Annotated in this window: 14 protein-coding genes; 8 read left to right on the top strand and 6 right to left on the bottom strand. The window is 65.7% G+C overall.

Annotated elements, in window-relative coordinates; genetic code table 11:
- Positions 1-43 precede the first annotated feature (43 nt).
- From CH249_RS03425 to CH249_RS03400, 6 genes are read left to right on the top strand one after another with little or no spacing between them, the layout of a single operon-like run.
- Positions 44-595, top strand: a complete 552-nt coding sequence (locus tag CH249_RS03425) for a biotin transporter BioY (protein ID WP_179273056.1) — start codon at positions 44-46, stop codon at positions 593-595.
- Positions 592-1,713 carry an AMP-binding protein gene (locus CH249_RS03420; protein WP_094682191.1) on the top strand — a complete coding sequence of 374 codons (1,122 nt, stop codon included), beginning with the start codon at positions 592-594 and terminating at the stop codon, positions 1,711-1,713. Before CH249_RS03425 ends, CH249_RS03420 begins: the two co-directional genes overlap by 4 nt.
- Positions 1,710-2,843, top strand: coding sequence for a thiolase family protein (locus CH249_RS03415; RefSeq protein ID WP_094682190.1), 1,134 nt, complete (start codon positions 1,710-1,712; stop codon positions 2,841-2,843). The genes CH249_RS03420 and CH249_RS03415 overlap by 4 nt, the downstream gene beginning before the upstream one ends.
- Positions 2,844-2,853: 10 nt before the next feature.
- Entirely contained in the window at positions 2,854-3,534 is a 681-nt protein-coding gene (locus tag CH249_RS03410) for an energy-coupling factor ABC transporter ATP-binding protein (RefSeq protein ID WP_032393986.1), read from the top strand.
- A complete protein-coding gene (locus CH249_RS03405; protein WP_094682189.1) occupies positions 3,531-4,157 on the top strand; it encodes an energy-coupling factor transporter transmembrane protein EcfT in 627 nt (208 codons plus the stop codon). The genes CH249_RS03410 and CH249_RS03405 overlap by 4 nt, the downstream gene beginning before the upstream one ends.
- Complete coding sequence (locus CH249_RS03400; protein ID WP_094682188.1) at positions 4,147-5,598, top strand: AMP-binding protein; 1,452 nt, start codon at positions 4,147-4,149, stop codon at positions 5,596-5,598. Before CH249_RS03405 ends, CH249_RS03400 begins: the two co-directional genes overlap by 11 nt.
- Here the strand turns inward: CH249_RS03400 and CH249_RS03395 are convergent.
- The 5 genes from CH249_RS03395 to aroQ form a co-directional block, all read right to left on the bottom strand.
- A complete protein-coding gene (locus tag CH249_RS03395; RefSeq protein WP_371828352.1) occupies positions 5,502-6,293 on the bottom strand; it encodes an acyl-[acyl-carrier-protein] thioesterase in 792 nt (263 codons plus the stop codon). The genes CH249_RS03400 and CH249_RS03395 overlap by 97 nt on opposite strands.
- A 36-nt stretch (positions 6,294-6,329) precedes the next feature.
- Positions 6,330-7,868: an NlpC/P60 family protein gene (locus CH249_RS03390; protein WP_094682187.1), complete on the bottom strand. Its 1,539-nt coding sequence runs from the start codon at positions 7,866-7,868 to the stop codon at positions 6,330-6,332.
- A 119-nt stretch (positions 7,869-7,987) separates the two neighbouring features.
- Positions 7,988-8,560 (bottom strand): vitamin K epoxide reductase family protein, encoded by a 573-nt coding sequence (locus CH249_RS03385; protein WP_032393990.1) that lies wholly within the window; start codon positions 8,558-8,560, stop codon positions 7,988-7,990.
- A gap of 19 nt (positions 8,561-8,579) precedes the next feature.
- Complete coding sequence (locus CH249_RS03380; protein ID WP_254923996.1) at positions 8,580-9,329, bottom strand: thioredoxin domain-containing protein; 750 nt, start codon at positions 9,327-9,329, stop codon at positions 8,580-8,582.
- A gap of 62 nt (positions 9,330-9,391) precedes the next feature.
- Positions 9,392-9,826 (bottom strand): type II 3-dehydroquinate dehydratase, encoded by a 435-nt coding sequence (gene aroQ / locus CH249_RS03375; RefSeq protein WP_032393992.1) that lies wholly within the window; start codon positions 9,824-9,826, stop codon positions 9,392-9,394.
- Positions 9,827-9,916: 90 nt separating this feature from the next.
- On the opposite strand from aroQ, the gene CH249_RS03370 reads away from it, so the two are divergent.
- Together CH249_RS03370 and CH249_RS03365 are read left to right on the top strand one after the other, a co-directional pair.
- A complete protein-coding gene (locus CH249_RS03370; protein WP_032393993.1) occupies positions 9,917-11,197 on the top strand; it encodes a nitrate/nitrite transporter in 1,281 nt (426 codons plus the stop codon).
- A gap of 91 nt (positions 11,198-11,288) precedes the next feature.
- The gene (locus CH249_RS03365; RefSeq protein WP_032393994.1) at positions 11,289-12,983 is read left to right on the top strand and encodes an MDR family MFS transporter; all 1,695 of its coding nucleotides are present in this window, start codon (positions 11,289-11,291) and stop codon (positions 12,981-12,983) included.
- A 78-nt stretch (positions 12,984-13,061) separates the two neighbouring features.
- Here the strand turns inward: CH249_RS03365 and CH249_RS03360 are convergent, their stop codons facing one another.
- Positions 13,062-13,742: a TetR/AcrR family transcriptional regulator C-terminal domain-containing protein gene (locus CH249_RS03360; RefSeq protein ID WP_032393995.1), complete on the bottom strand. Its 681-nt coding sequence runs from the start codon at positions 13,740-13,742 to the stop codon at positions 13,062-13,064.
- Between the last annotated feature and the right edge of the window lies 1 nt (position 13,743).

Here is a 13,743-nt window from a genome sequence, read left to right as displayed (position 1 = left end):
TGTAGACCGCAGTACTCGCCGGCCGAGCCGTAAGGTCGGGCGAATGAACGTCTCGGCCCGCGACATGGCGCAGATCGCAGTGTTCGCAGCACTCATCGCCGCGCTCGGCCTGCCGGGATCCATCACGGTCGGATTCTCGGGTGTGCCCATCACCCTGCAGACCCTCGGCATCATCCTGTCCGGTGCCATCCTCGGACCCCGCAAGGGCACGGCCGCGGTCCTGGTGTTCCTCGCCCTGGCGATGATCGGTCTGCCGCTGCTGGCCGGCGGGCGTACCGGCCTCGCAGCGGTGGCCGGGCCCACCGTCGGGTACCTCATCGGCTGGATCCCGGCCGCATTCCTGATCGGCCTGCTCACTGCGCGAATCCTGCCCAAGTACTCGATCGTGCTCGGCCTGCTGATCAACGCGGTCGGCGGAATCCTGGTCGTCTACGCATTCGGCATCATCGGGCTCGTTCTGCGCACCGATGTCGGACTCTGGGCCGCCGTCACGTCCAACGGACCGTTCCTGCCCGGTGACATCGCCAAGGTCGTCGTCGCCACCGTCGTCGCCAAGAGCGTCCACCGTGCGTACCCGGGCCTGATCAAGGCGTGACCCTCGAGCTGGGAGGTCGAGGCAACGGCACCGCGATCGTCCGGGCGGGTCGCGTGCTCACGTACACGGACCTCGACGCAGCCGTCGAGCAGTGGCCTCACCTCCCGGTGCACGATGCATCGGCGCTCGATCTGCCCGAGGCGTTGATCTGTGTGTTCGCGGCGGCCAGGCAGGGCAGCGCGGTGCGGGTCGAGGATCCGGCCATCAGGCCGGAACGTGCCGACGAGCAGAGTCCCGACGCGTTCCTGCTGGTGGCGACCTCGGGCTCCACCGGGCACCCGAAACCGCTCGCTCGCACCGTCGCGTCGTGGGTCGACAGCTTCTCGGAGTTCACCGCCATCTCCGGTATCCGACGGACCGACACCGTGCTGATCACCGGACCGCTGCACGCCACGATGCACCTGTTCGCCGCGGTGCATGCACTGTGGCTGGGGGCGTGCATCACCGACGAGCCTGCGCAGGCCACTGCCGTTCATGCGGTGCCTGCGGTACTCCGTGACGTCCTCCGCCGGATGCCTCGTGCGAGGGTTGCCGTCGCTGCCGGGGCCGGCCTCGACGGTACTGCCGCGCAGACGATCTCGGCGCAGGACATCAGGCTGGTCGAGTACTACGGCTCGGCGGAGCTGTCGCTGGTGGCGGCACGAGTCGTGGGCGAGCACTCGTCACTGAGACTGCTCCGGGACGTCGAAGCACGCACCGAGGACGGGTACCTGTTCGTTCGATCGCCGTACGCTGCACTGGGTGCGCGCGATTGGTTCGGCGTCGGTGATCTGGCCGAACTGAACGGGTCCGAACTCCTCGTCCACGGCCGCGGGGATGCAGCGATCAACGTGGGCGGAACCACCGTGATCGCCGAGGACGTGGAGAACATCCTGACCGCACTCGACGGCGTCCGAGCTGCGGCAGCGATCGGCACACCGCATGCGGTTCTCGGCGAAACAGTCTCTGCCATAGTCGAACTCGACGGAACCCGCGACCTCGACCTCGTCCGCGCCGACGCCCGCGCCATCATGGCCAAGGAAGCACTGCCGCGACGGTGGACGGTGGTGGAGCAACTGCCCCGCACCTCGAGCGGCAAGATCGCTCGAGGGGCATTGCAGGGAACGGCCCTGCAATGATGATCCCTGCTGTGCATGCGCCCGTCATCGTTGCGGCGAAACGCACGGCAATCGGTATCGCCGGGCATGGCTTCGCCGATGTCACCGCCCCCGAGTTGGCCGCTCCTGTGCTGAAAGCTGTTGCGGCAGAGATTGTCTCACTCGACATCCCGATCGACGACGTGATCCTCGGCAACTGCCTCGGTCCCGGCGGCGACGTCGCACGTGTCTCGGCGCTGCTCGCGGGTCTCGGTCTCGACGTTCCAGGTGTCACCGTCGATCGGCAGTGCGGATCCGGACTCGACGCCGTCGTGCAGGCCGCGTCGCGCATCCGCAGCGGCGACGAGACACTGATTCTGGCCGGTGGCGTCGAATCTGCCAGCACCAGCCCGTGGCGATTCTGGCCACCGGTCGACGGTGAAGCACCCGTCCGCTACACGCGAGCGCCGTTCGCGCCACCCGGCTTCGCGGACCCGGACATGGGCGTGGCGGCGGACGACCTCGCGCGAATCCGCGGTATCGGACGCGAGCGCCAAGATGCCTACGCGGCACAGTCTTTCGCGCGCGCGGCGGTCTGCGACTTCTCGGCCGAGATCGTCACCGTGAACGACGTCGCAACCGACGAGCGTATCCGCCCCAACATGACCGCTCAGCGGCTCGGGAGGCTGCGCCCCACCTTCACCTCCGACGGCACCGTCACCGCGGGCAACTCCTGCGGAATATCCGACGGCGCAGCGATTCTGGCCGTCACCACGGCCGAGCGCGCAGCCGGGATGCCGGCGTTGCGCATCCTCGGTAGCGCGGTCGCAGGGTCCGACCCGGCTCTTCCGGGACTGGGTCCGGTGCCGGCGATCGAGAAACTGCTCGCCCGCACCGGGGTGCGCATCGCCGATATCGACACCGTCGAGATCACCGAGGCGTTCGCGTCGGTCGTGCTCGCGGTCTCGGACGAATTGGGCCTCGACGAGGGTCTTATCTGTCAGGAGGGTGGGGCCATCGCCATGGGGCACCCGTGGGGAGCATCGGGCGCAATTCTACTGGTACGGTTGGCATCTCGAATGCTGCAACCCGGAGGACCGGCATTGGGCCTGGCGGCCTGCGCCATCGGCGGCGGGCAAGGGATAGCGATGCTGGTGGAGCGAGCAACATGAGCGAGGTTGTATGAGTACGGTCAGGTTCGAGAACATTTCGCACTCGTTCGGGGAACGGCAGGTGCTCTGCGGCATCGACCTCGAGTTCGACGAGCGGCGCATCGGCATCATCGGATCCAACGGCTCGGGCAAGTCGACGCTCGCCCGGATGATCAACGGTCTGATCAAGCCCGATACCGGCCGCGTCACGGTCGACGGCGTCGATGCCGCGAAGAAGGGTGCGCAGGTTCGCAAGAAGGTCGGTTTCGTGTTCACCGATCCCGATTCGCAGATCGTGATGCCCACGGTCGCAGAGGATCTCGCGTTCTCGTTGCGCAGGTCCGGCCTGAGCAAGGCCGAGGTGGCCGAGCGGGTGGACGAAATTCTGGTCCGGTTCCGTCTGGATCGGCACCGCGACCATCCGGCGCACCTGCTCTCGGGTGGACAGAAGCAGCTGCTCGCCATCGGCGCGGTCCTCATCCGACGGCCGGAGGTGGTCGTTGCGGACGAACCGACAACGCTGCTCGATCTGCGCAATGGTCGCGTCGTCGCGCAGGCTCTGGATTCGATGGATCAGCAAGTCATCGTCGTGACCCACCAACTGGCACTGTTGGACAGCTTCGAGCGCGTCATCGTCATCGACGACGGGCGTGTCGCATTCGACGGGGCTCCCGCCGCTGCCGTTCCGGCCTACCGAGAGCTGATCGGATGATCGGTCTCTACCGGCCCGGGACCTCGCTGCTGCACCGGATGAGTCCGGGATCGAAGTTGCTGGCACTGATCGTCGCGATCCTGGCGACGGTGATCTTCGCGCGCACTCCGCTCGAAGTAGGTGTGGTGGCGCTGCTGGTCGCGGCGTTGTTCGCAGTGGCTCGCATTCCGGCGAAAGTGGCTCTGGTACAACTACGTCCGGTGCTGTGGATGCTGTTGATCATCGGTGTGTTCCAGGTGATCATCACTACCTGGCAGCGCGCTGTGGTGGTGTGTGGGGTGCTGGTGATCTCCGTCGCTCTGGCGGCTCTGGTCACCCTCACCACCCGGGTGACCGACATGCTCGATACCGTCACCAGGGCGCTCGGTCCCGTCCGACGCTTCGGCGTCGATCCGGATCGCATCGGACTGCTCCTGGCCCTCGCCATTCGGTGCATCCCGCTGCTCGCGTCCATCGTTCAGGAGGTGTCGCAGGCGCGTAAGGCACGCGGACTGCAGTGGTCGATGACGGCGCTGGCAACCCCGGTCCTGGTGCGTGCTCTCCGTACCGCCGACGCCATGGGAGACGCGCTCGTCGCGCGCGGTGTGGATGACGATGACGTGAGAAGAGACGATGACGAGTGAGTTGCTCGCCGCCCGAATAGCGCGGCATTCCGACAGTCCCGAGGCGGCGGTCGTCGATGCGACCGGGGAGATCTCCTATCGTGAATTCTGGGGTCGGGTAGAGCGCACCGCGGGCTCGTTGGCGGGCACGAGTCGCATCGCGGTGCTGCCGACGTCGGATATCGGGTCCTTGGTGATCGTCGTCGCGGCGATGCGTGCCGGGGTGAGTGTCGTTCTGCTGCATCGACATCTGTTGGCTCGTGAATTCGCCGACGCCATGGCGGTGTGCCGGCCCTCGCTGATTGTCGCGCATCCGCGTCAGCACGGGCGGTTGCATGGTTGGGGTGCAGGCAACGTGGTCGCACCGGGCGATCTTGCACTCGGGCCGACAGAAATCATCGCCATGCCCACACCGAAATCGGAGTTGCTCGTGGGCGTCACCTCCGGAACCACCGGTCCGCCCAAGTTGTTCGTGCGCAACCAGGCGTCATGGGCGGCGACGCTGGATCGCTCCGATGCCCTGTTCGATCTCGGTCCGGGGGATCGGGTGTCCGCGCCCGGTACTCTCGATCACACGCACTTCCTCTACGGTGCGTTGCACGGACTGACCCGGGGGGCGACGGTCGACCTGCGGGAGCCGACAGCGGCGCTCGAAGATGCTGCGACCCATCTGTATTCGGTCCCGACCATCGCCTGGGACATCGCTCGTTCGGGAGTGCGATCGGCGAGTGTCCGTGAGGTGCTCTCGTCTGCGGCGCGGTGGGCGGAATCGGGTAGGGCAGCGCTGGCGGCGGTACTGCCGAACGCTGGGCTGACACACTTCTACGGGGCGTCCGAGCTGAGTTTCGTGTCCTACGACCGAAGTGAACGCGATGGCGCAGAAATCAGTGGGCAGGTGTTCGACGGGGTCGAGATCGAGATCAGGGACGAGCTGCTGTACGTCCGCAGCGACATGCTGTTCGACGGCTATCTGAGCCGAGTGGGAGACCACACGACCCTGACGAACGGTCCGGACAACTACGGATGGATGACGGTCGGCGATCGCGGCAGAGTCGACGACGGTCGCCTGACCTTGCGCGGCCGCGGCAGCGAGACGATCGTCCGGGCCGGTCTCACGGTGGAGTTGACTCCGATCGAGGCAGCCCTGCTCGCAGTTCCCGGTGTGCTCGAGGCCGGGGTGGTCGGGTTGCCCCACGACCGAACCGGCGAGGAACCTGCGGCCGGAGTCGTTGTTGCGCAGAACGATCCGATATCGGTGGCTCGGATTCGCCGGCACCTACGCACCGTACTGCCGGGTCCCAGCCTGCCGGTGGTGCTTGCCGTCGTGGACAGCCTGCCGCGTACGCCGCGCGGCAAGCTCGATCGTCAGGCTCTGGCGGCAACCTTGGCCACGGTGCGCACCGTCGGCTCGCCCGACGCTCCTGTGACGACGAACCAGACGGTGAGCGCCCCTCCGTCGTAGCGGTGGCGCAGAGTGACACGCTCGTTCGCCAACACCGGGCTCAGGTATTCGATGACGGCTCGGTGCGGCGCGGCAGCCAGCTCGGGCACGTCCACCAGCAACTCCTCGATCGCATGCCAGTAGACAGCGTTGTTGAGGTGGTTGAACGGATCGATATCGGTTGCGCGCAAGGGAAATTCGAGGTCGGTCGGCGATTCGGCCTGCACCGGCTCGGTCAACCACGCCTTCCATCGCAACCGGTGCTGATCGGTGGTGCGTCCCAGCATTTCCAGTGCGCCGTCACTGATGCGGGTCGGCATTCCGGTGTCCTTGCTGATGTTGATCCAGAAGCCCTCGGTCTCGATGCGCCCACCCTTCGGTGTCGTCAGTGCCACCCGCATGTTGGACCATCGCGTGGACATCGAGGAACACCAGCGCCGCATGTGGACGCGGTCCGGGAAGTGGATCGGCTCGAAGACGTCGATGACGGTGCGTCGCACGATCCACATCGGATCGGTCTTGCCCAACGGTGTGGCATCGAGGTTGTCGGTGCCGATGTCCTGCAGGTAGCGGGCAACGCCGTCGAACCGCAGTCGGTTGTTCGGATCGATGTCGCCGGTCCGCACCGGCCAGCTGGCCTCGAAACCCTCACCGGGCGGCGGCTCCGGTGCCAGTTCGTCGTCGAAGCCTGCCGGTTCCACGCGTGCATTGGTCACGATGGCACTGTACGCGGACAGGCCGAATGTGCACTGTCAGACGATGTGCCGGGCCCGCATGCCGTCGAACACCGGTGCCACACGCACCACGTCTCCGGTGGTGGGAGCGTGCACCATCTGCCCGTTGCCCATGTAGATCGCCACGTGACCCGGCCCGGCCGGGCCGAAGTTTCCGAACAGCAGGTCGCCCGGTTGCGCGAGCTCCATCGGGACCTCGGTGCCCACGTTCCACTGAGTTTCCGAGGTGCGGGGCAGTGTCACTTTCCCGCCCGAGGCCTTGTACAGGGCATACGACGTCAGGCCTGAGCAGTCGAATCCACCGCCGGACGGCCCGTTGATGTTTCCGCCGCCCCATACGTACGGCAGTCCCAGGTAGTCCATCGCCAACTGCACCGATCGGCCGCCGATTCCGGTGAGGTCGAGTCCGGCGAAGGGCGTCAGGATCGCGGCGAACTGCGCTTCGGTCGCTCGGATGCGAGAGACGTACGGCTTGGTCTGCGTCTCGTAATCGAATGTGCCCGAGGGCATGCCGCCCGATCGCGATACAGCCCCTGCGCCTGCGTTGTATCCGGCCAGGGTCAGATCCAAGGTGTCACCGGACACCTTGCCCTCCCGCTTCCACCCGTCGACCTGTCCGTAGATATCGCACAGCAGTGTGCCCGACGCCATCACCGAATCACCGATGCTGTTGACGTCGGCGACGCCGTTGCCGTCGTAGTCCTTGCCGTACGTGGCCCATGTGCCGGGCATGAACTGCCCCGGTCCCTGCGCGCCGGTGCTCGAGACCGGAGCGGTTGGGCCGTGTCGAAAGCCGTTCTCGGCGGCATACAGTGCCGCGATGGTCGTCGCCTTGACGCCGCCGCAGATGTTGCCTGCCTTCTGCAGCCACGGCACGAAGGCCGTGATGGCTCCCACTGCACCCAAACCGATCGGGCCCACGTTGATGCCGGTGAACGTGGCGGGTTGACCGGGGAACAGCGCACGCCGAATGGCCTCGGCCGACGCCATGAACGCGGTCTGGGTGGCGATGTCGGCGGCGGTGTACGTCCGGCCGGCGAATTGAACGGCACCCGCCCCGAGGGCGGCTGCGGTGGTGGACACCGCATTCGACGAGAACACACTGAACGGCAGTGGCGCAGAGGGGGAACCGGCAGTCGACGTGGTCGACAGTGCGGCGGGCAGGGCGGCAACAGCCGTCGGGTCGGTCGGTACCGCAGAACCCTCGGCTGTATCCGTGCCTGCTGCTTCTGCGCCTGCCGCCTCCGCGTCGGCTGCTTCGATGTCTTCCACCGTCGGCAGATCGGGGAGCATCGGTTCGGCGGCGGTGTGTATGCCCTCGGCGGCGTCGGAGAGGGTGCGGTCGGCGATGTCGGCGGCAGGTTCGGGCAGGGTCCCCAGGAGTTCGGTCCACTGATCACTCATCGTGTTCGCCTGATCCTCGGCATCGGCGGCAATCGCGGCCGCCTGATCCTTCACCGCCTGATCGGGAATCGGAGCCGGGGCGTCGGTTCCGGCGACAACTCCGGCGGCGGACACGATGACGGCAACGATGACTGCGAATGGATCGCCTGCCATGTATCGACTCCTGCTACTCGAACGACCTTCCCCGAGCCAGTGGCTGTGATCAGGCTCACTCGGGTGCTGCTCCCATCATGCACGGTGCAGACGTTCGACTCATGAGTTTTGCGAAACTGTCAGAACAGGGATGCCCAGTAGTCCGAGAAGCGGATTCCGATGAGCGCGACGACGATTGCGTACCACACTGCGAGCAGCGTCCACCGCCATTCGAGGAAGAGGCGGCCGACGGTGCCGCCGTTGTTCGGTCCGGAGCCGATCAGTCGGCTCAGAGCCAGCACGAACAACGGCATCGTCACCGCCCAGACCACCATGCAGTACGGGCACAGGGCGTTGATCTCGTACAGGCTCTCGAAGATCAGCCAGTGCACGAACACTTCACCGAGCAGCAGGCCGCCGCTCATGCCGAGCCAGAACCAATGCGGCAGTTCGACGCGGCCGAGCCACAGCACCCCGGCGACGAGCGCGACGGAGAACGCGACGATACCGAGGATGGGGTTCGGAAAACCGAACAGCGCAGCCTGTTTCGTCACCATCACCGACCCGCACGAGAGCACGGGATTCAGGCTGCACGACGGGACGTACGACGCGTCCTCGAGCAGTTTGAATCGCTCGATCGTCAGCGTCAGCGCTGCGAGCAAGCCGAGAGCGCTGAACAGGGTGAAGACAGCGGCACCAGCGCGGGTTCTCATGTCGGTCGTCGGATGCTGCTCAGCTACCGGCGGCGGCGGTGAGAATGTTCTCCGGCGTCGGGTTGGCGATGTCGGTGCCGTTGACCCGCACGTTCGGTGTTCCGTTGATGCCTTCGCCGAGGACCGACTGTGTCTGGGTGGTGACCCAATCGGTGTAGCTGCCGTCGGTGATGCACGACGCGACGGCGGGGGAGTCGGCACCTGCAGCGGCGGCGATCGCGACGAGTTCGTCGTCGGTCAGTCCGGTACCGCCCTCGGACGGCTGCTGCTCGAACATGGCGGTGTGCCAGTTCATCCAGTTGTCGCGGTCGTTCTCGGCGACGCAGATCGACGCACTGGCCGCGCGGGTCGAGTACATGGTTCCGTTCGAGAACCGGTCGAGAATGGAGATGGGACGGTAGTCGACGGCGACATTGCCTGCGTCGGCCAGCTGCTGCAACGTCGATCCGCTGACGGACTCGAAGTTCTTGCACGCCGGGCACTGGAAGTCCTCGACGACGCTGATGACGGTAGTGGCGTCGGGATTGCCGAAGCGGATGGCACCGTCGTCCGTGAGCGACGTGGGGGTGAGCTGGGCGCCGGTCGACCCGCTGGAGCCGGCGGCCGATGCATCCCCCGACGTCGAATCTCGGTTGACGATGAAGAGGGCAATCGCTGCCACGAGCGCGATCAGAACGACTGCGACGACGACCTGAATCAGAGTCCGACGATTCTTGTCGCCGTTCTGCATGGCCTTGATGTCTTTGGAGACGTTCTTGCTCGTGTTCACGGCGACCAGTTTAGGCAGTCGATCCTGAGTGCCGGATGAGAGCCGGCGTCAGCCCAGATGCGTCAGACCAGGGATGCGAGTCGTTGGATGGCGAACCGGTATCCGTCGATCCCGAGCCCGGCAATGACGCCGCTGGCGATGGGGGAGACGAAGGAGTGATGCCGAAATTCCTCGCGGGCATGCACGTTGGAAATGTGCACCTCGATGATCGGCACCTCCGGGATCACGAGCGCGTCGCGCAGCGCCACGGACGTATGCGTCAACCCGCCCGGATTGATGACGATGCCCGACGCCACCCCGCGGGCCTCGTGGATCCAGTCGATGATCTGACCCTCGTGGTTGGACTGCTCGGCTCGGACGGTGAGACCGTGCTCGGCACCGGTCTTCTCGCACAGGGTGACGACGTCGGCGAGGGTGGCGTGGCCGTACACCTCGGGCTGCCTGGTTCCGAGCATGTTCAGATTCGGACCGTTGAGCACCAACACCTGCTTGGCCACGACGTCACTCCTTATTCCTGCTTCGGGTACTACCGAGTCCGATCATTTCACAGCGGGTTGACACAATCGTCCGGTGAAGGCAGTGACCGCGTGAGAACAGTGTGGGTGGTGTGGGGCATCGGTGTCTTCGCCTACATCGTCGGGGTGCTGCATCGGACGTCCTTCGGCGTCGCGGGCCTGAGTGCGGCCGATCGGTTCTCGGTCTCGCCGTCTCTGCTGTCGTCGTTCGTGGTGTTGCAGGTGGTCGTGTACGCGGGGATGCAGATCCCGGCCGGGGTGCTGCTGGATCGCATCGGTTCGCGGAAGATGATCGCCGCGGGCGCGCTGATCATGGCGACGGCTCAGATCACGCTGGCGCTCACCGAATCGCTCCCCGTCGCCGTGGCCGCGCGAGCGTTCGTCGGCGTGGGCGATGCGCTCACCTTCATCTCGGTGCTGCGATTGGTGCCGCGCTGGTTCACGCCCCGGCGAGTACCGATCGTCTCGCAGCTGACGGGTCTGCTGGGCCAGCTCGGCCAGGTGCTCTCGGCGGTCCCGTTCCTGATTCTGTTGAACGGACCCGGCTGGACGTTCGCGTTCGGCAGCGCAGCGGCGCTCGGGCTGCTTGCCCTGGTGCTGGTTCTCGCCCTCGTCAGGGATCGGCCCGACGACGGAGCTGCTCCCGTGTTCGAGCCGACGACGTTGCGACAGACCCTCGCCTCCATCGCCGAGGTGTGGCGACGGCCCGGCACGCGGCTCGGCTTCTTCTCGCACATGGGCACCCAGTTCTCGATCACGGTCTTCGCGTTGCTGTGGGGTGTGCCGTATCTGACGTCGGCGCAGGGCCTGTCGGCGTCGACGGCCGGAGCGTTGCTGACGGTGTCGGTGGCGGCCGCGGTGGTGTCGGGCATCGTGGTCGGGCTCCTCACCGGGCGGTACCCGATGCGGCGGTCGTGGCTGGTGCTGGCGATCATGATCAGCAACGCCGCGATGTGGGCCATCGTGCTGTCGCTTCCCGGGCCTGCGCCACTGTGGTTGCTGGTGCTGCTCGTGGTGGTGATCTCCGTGGGTGGTCCCGGTTCGGTGATCGGTTTCGACCTCGCCCGCACGTTCAATCCGAGCGCCAACCTGGGGACGGCTCAGGGGATGGTGAACATCGGCGGCTTCCTGGCGTCACTGTTGGTGATCGCGGGGATCGGATGGATTCTCGACGCGATGGGTGGCTACACGTTCGACAGCTTCCGGGTCGCATTGCTCGTGCAGTTCCCGGTGTGGATCATCGCGATCACCGGAGTTCTGCTCACGCGCCGCAAGACCAGACGAGTGCTCGCGGCCGAGGGAATTCATCCGCACACGATGCGTGAGGTGCGCGACCGGATCCGGCGCAAATAACTCTTTGCACTGACGGCGTTCTGCGCGCATGCTGGTGTCCCAATATCGTTGTAGGACACAAGCAAATGCTACGTAAAGGTGCGTCAAAGAGATGGTAACCGAGCCTGAAGTGACCCCCGCGTCCGGCGAGTATTCGCATCGCGAGATCATGACGATTCTGTCGGGCCTGATGATGGGTATGTTCCTCGCGGCGCTCGATCAGACCATCGTCTCGACGTCCGTCCGCACCATCGCCGACGACCTCAACGGGTTCTCGGTGCTGGCCTGGGTCACCACGGCCTACCTCATCACCTCGACGGTCTCGACCCCGTTGTACGGCAAACTCTCGGACCTCTACGGGCGCAAGCCGTTCTTCATGACGGCCATCTCGATCTTCGTCGTCGGATCGATGCTGTGCGGCATCGCGACGTCGATGTACGAGCTCGCCGCCTTCCGCGCCATCCAGGGCCTCGGTGCAGGCGGTCTGATGTCGATGGCGCTGGCGATCATCGGCGATATCGTGCCTCCGCGCGAACGCGCCAAGTACCAGGGCTACTTCCTGGCCGTGTTCGGCACGTCCAGCGTGCTCGGACCGGTCATCGGTGGCCTGCTCGCCGGGCAGTCGTCGATTCTCGGAATCACCGGCTGGCGTTGGGTTTTCTACATCAACGTCCCGCTGGGCATCATCGCGCTCGTGGTGGTGTGGCGAGTGCTCAATCTGCCGGTGTACCGCCGCGAGGCGCGCGTCGACTGGTGGGGCGCAGTGCTTCTCAGCGTCGGCCTGGTCCCGCTGCTCATCATCGCCGAGCAGGGTCGCGTGTGGGGATGGAGCTCGCCGCGGGCCCTGCTGTGTTTCGGAATCGGCATCGTCGGCGTCATCGCGTTCGTGCTCGCCGAGATCAAGATGGGCGACGACGCCCTGATTCCCATGCGATTCTTCCGAAATCCGTTGTTCTCGTTGTGTATTGCCGTCAGTGTGATCGCCGGTGCGGCCATGTTCGGTGGCATCTCGCTGCTGCCTCAGTATCTGCAGGTGGTCAAGGGATCGTCGCCGACGCTGGCCGGCTATCAGACCCTGCCCCTCGTCGGTGCCCTGATGGTCGCGTCGATCGTCTCGGGTCGGATGATCTCGAAGACGGGACGCTACAAGATCTTTCCGATCGTCGGTACGGCACTGATGGCGCTCGCGATGTTCGTCTTCCATTACGTGCACGCCGATACCCCGCTGTGGCAGACGATGGTCGTCATGGGCGTGTTCGGCCTCGGGCTCGGTTCGATGATGCAGCCGCTGACCCTGGCCATCCAGAATGCGATGCCGCCCAAGGACATGGGTGTATCCACCTCTGCCGCAACGTTCTTCCGGCAGATCGGTGCGACGGTCGGCGTTGCCGTCTTCCTGTCGATGCTGTTCACCCAGCTCACCCCGAAGACGGGAGACGCGTTGATCGCCGCCAGTTCGACCCCGGCATTCCAGCAGGCAGTACAGAGCGCCGCCACGAGTTCCGATCCGCTCGAATCGGGTTTCGCTCGTGCCATCGCCTCGGGTGACGCCTCCGTCGCAGGCAGTGCACTGCAGGACAGCTCGTTCATTCAGAAGCTCGAACCGGCTCTGGCCGAGCCGTTCCGCATCGGGTTCTCCGACGCCATGGATTACGTGTTCCTGGCCGTGTCGATCCTGATGGTCCTCGGATTCGTACTGGTGCTCTTCCTGAAGGAGGTTCCGCTGCGCACGATGTCCGGCCTGGCCGCTGCGCAGCAGGAACGAGACGAAGAACGAGCGAACGAGGCAGGCACCGGACTGCTCTGATGGCGTGAAGTCCGATGCCGTGAATCCTGGGACAAGGTACGGCTCGGTCCGGTGCGGGCCCCGGGAGCGTCGATCCGCTCAGGTCGAAGGTGCGGTGATGCCTCGGAACAGCACGTCGAGACCCAACTCGAGTTCGAGGGCACCGTCGTACTCGGTGATCAGAGGTGGCAGCGTCGACAGCAGGGGAAATGTGTCGATGGGGAGTCGGCGCAGAGCGAGGCTGAGGCGGTCGCCGGTCTCGTCCGGGTTGGCGGTCGTTTCCTGGGTCTCGCTCAGTAGATGGCCGCGTAGGAAAGAGATCATCAGTCGATAGCTCGTCAGGGCCTCGGGCAGCGTGAATCCTGCGGTGGTCAGCAGAATCAGAATGTTCTCGAGTGAGGCCAGTGACCGGGGCGTGCCCAATCCCAGTGGGGTCGCCTGAGGGCAGGTGGTCAGCAGCACCGCCGCGTGTGGGTGTTGGAGGGCGAGCTCACGGTAGTGCCGCGCAAAAATTCTGAGCTGACGCTGCCAATCGGGGTCTGCGCCGTCGACGCAGACGAGTGTGCCCAGTACCGAATCTGCGATGGCGTCGAGCAACGCCTGTTTGGTGGGCAGGTATCGGTAGACGGTCATCGGATCGCGATCGATCGATGCCGCGAGGCTCCGGATCGTCAGGCTGTCGAGGCCGGTTCGATCGACGATGCTCAGGGCGGCGGATACCACGTACTCGCGGTCGATCTTGATATTGGAGTGTGGGCCCGGTCGGTTCGTCGTGGACATC

Source organism: Rhodococcus sp. 05-2255-3B1 (assembly GCF_002258545.1).
GTDB lineage: Bacteria > Actinomycetota > Actinomycetes > Mycobacteriales > Mycobacteriaceae > Rhodococcoides.
Note: the sequence above shows the minus strand (reverse complement) of the source record. Positions and strands in the feature narration are given on the sequence as shown.

Bases quoted from the DNA above. Each gene is read 5' to 3' on its own strand.
- CH249_RS03410 (WP_032393986.1), top strand. From the start codon at position 2,854: ATGAGTACGGTCAGGTTCGAGAACATTTCGCACTCGTTCGGGGAACGG.
- CH249_RS03360 (WP_032393995.1), bottom strand. From the start codon at position 13,742: ATGTCCACGACGAACCGACCGGGCCCACACTCCAATATCAAGATCGAC.
- CH249_RS03405 (WP_094682189.1), top strand. From the start codon at position 3,531: ATGATCGGTCTCTACCGGCCCGGGACCTCGCTGCTGCACCGGATGAGT.
- CH249_RS03390 (WP_094682187.1), bottom strand. From the start codon at position 7,868: ATGGCAGGCGATCCATTCGCAGTCATCGTTGCCGTCATCGTGTCCGCC.
- CH249_RS03365 (WP_032393994.1), top strand. From the start codon at position 11,289: ATGGTAACCGAGCCTGAAGTGACCCCCGCGTCCGGCGAGTATTCGCAT.
- CH249_RS03415 (WP_094682190.1), top strand. From the start codon at position 1,710: ATGATGATCCCTGCTGTGCATGCGCCCGTCATCGTTGCGGCGAAACGC.
- CH249_RS03425 (WP_179273056.1), top strand. From the start codon at position 44: ATGAACGTCTCGGCCCGCGACATGGCGCAGATCGCAGTGTTCGCAGCA.
- CH249_RS03400 (WP_094682188.1), top strand. From the start codon at position 4,147: ATGACGAGTGAGTTGCTCGCCGCCCGAATAGCGCGGCATTCCGACAGT.
- CH249_RS03385 (WP_032393990.1), bottom strand. From the start codon at position 8,560: ATGAGAACCCGCGCTGGTGCCGCTGTCTTCACCCTGTTCAGCGCTCTC.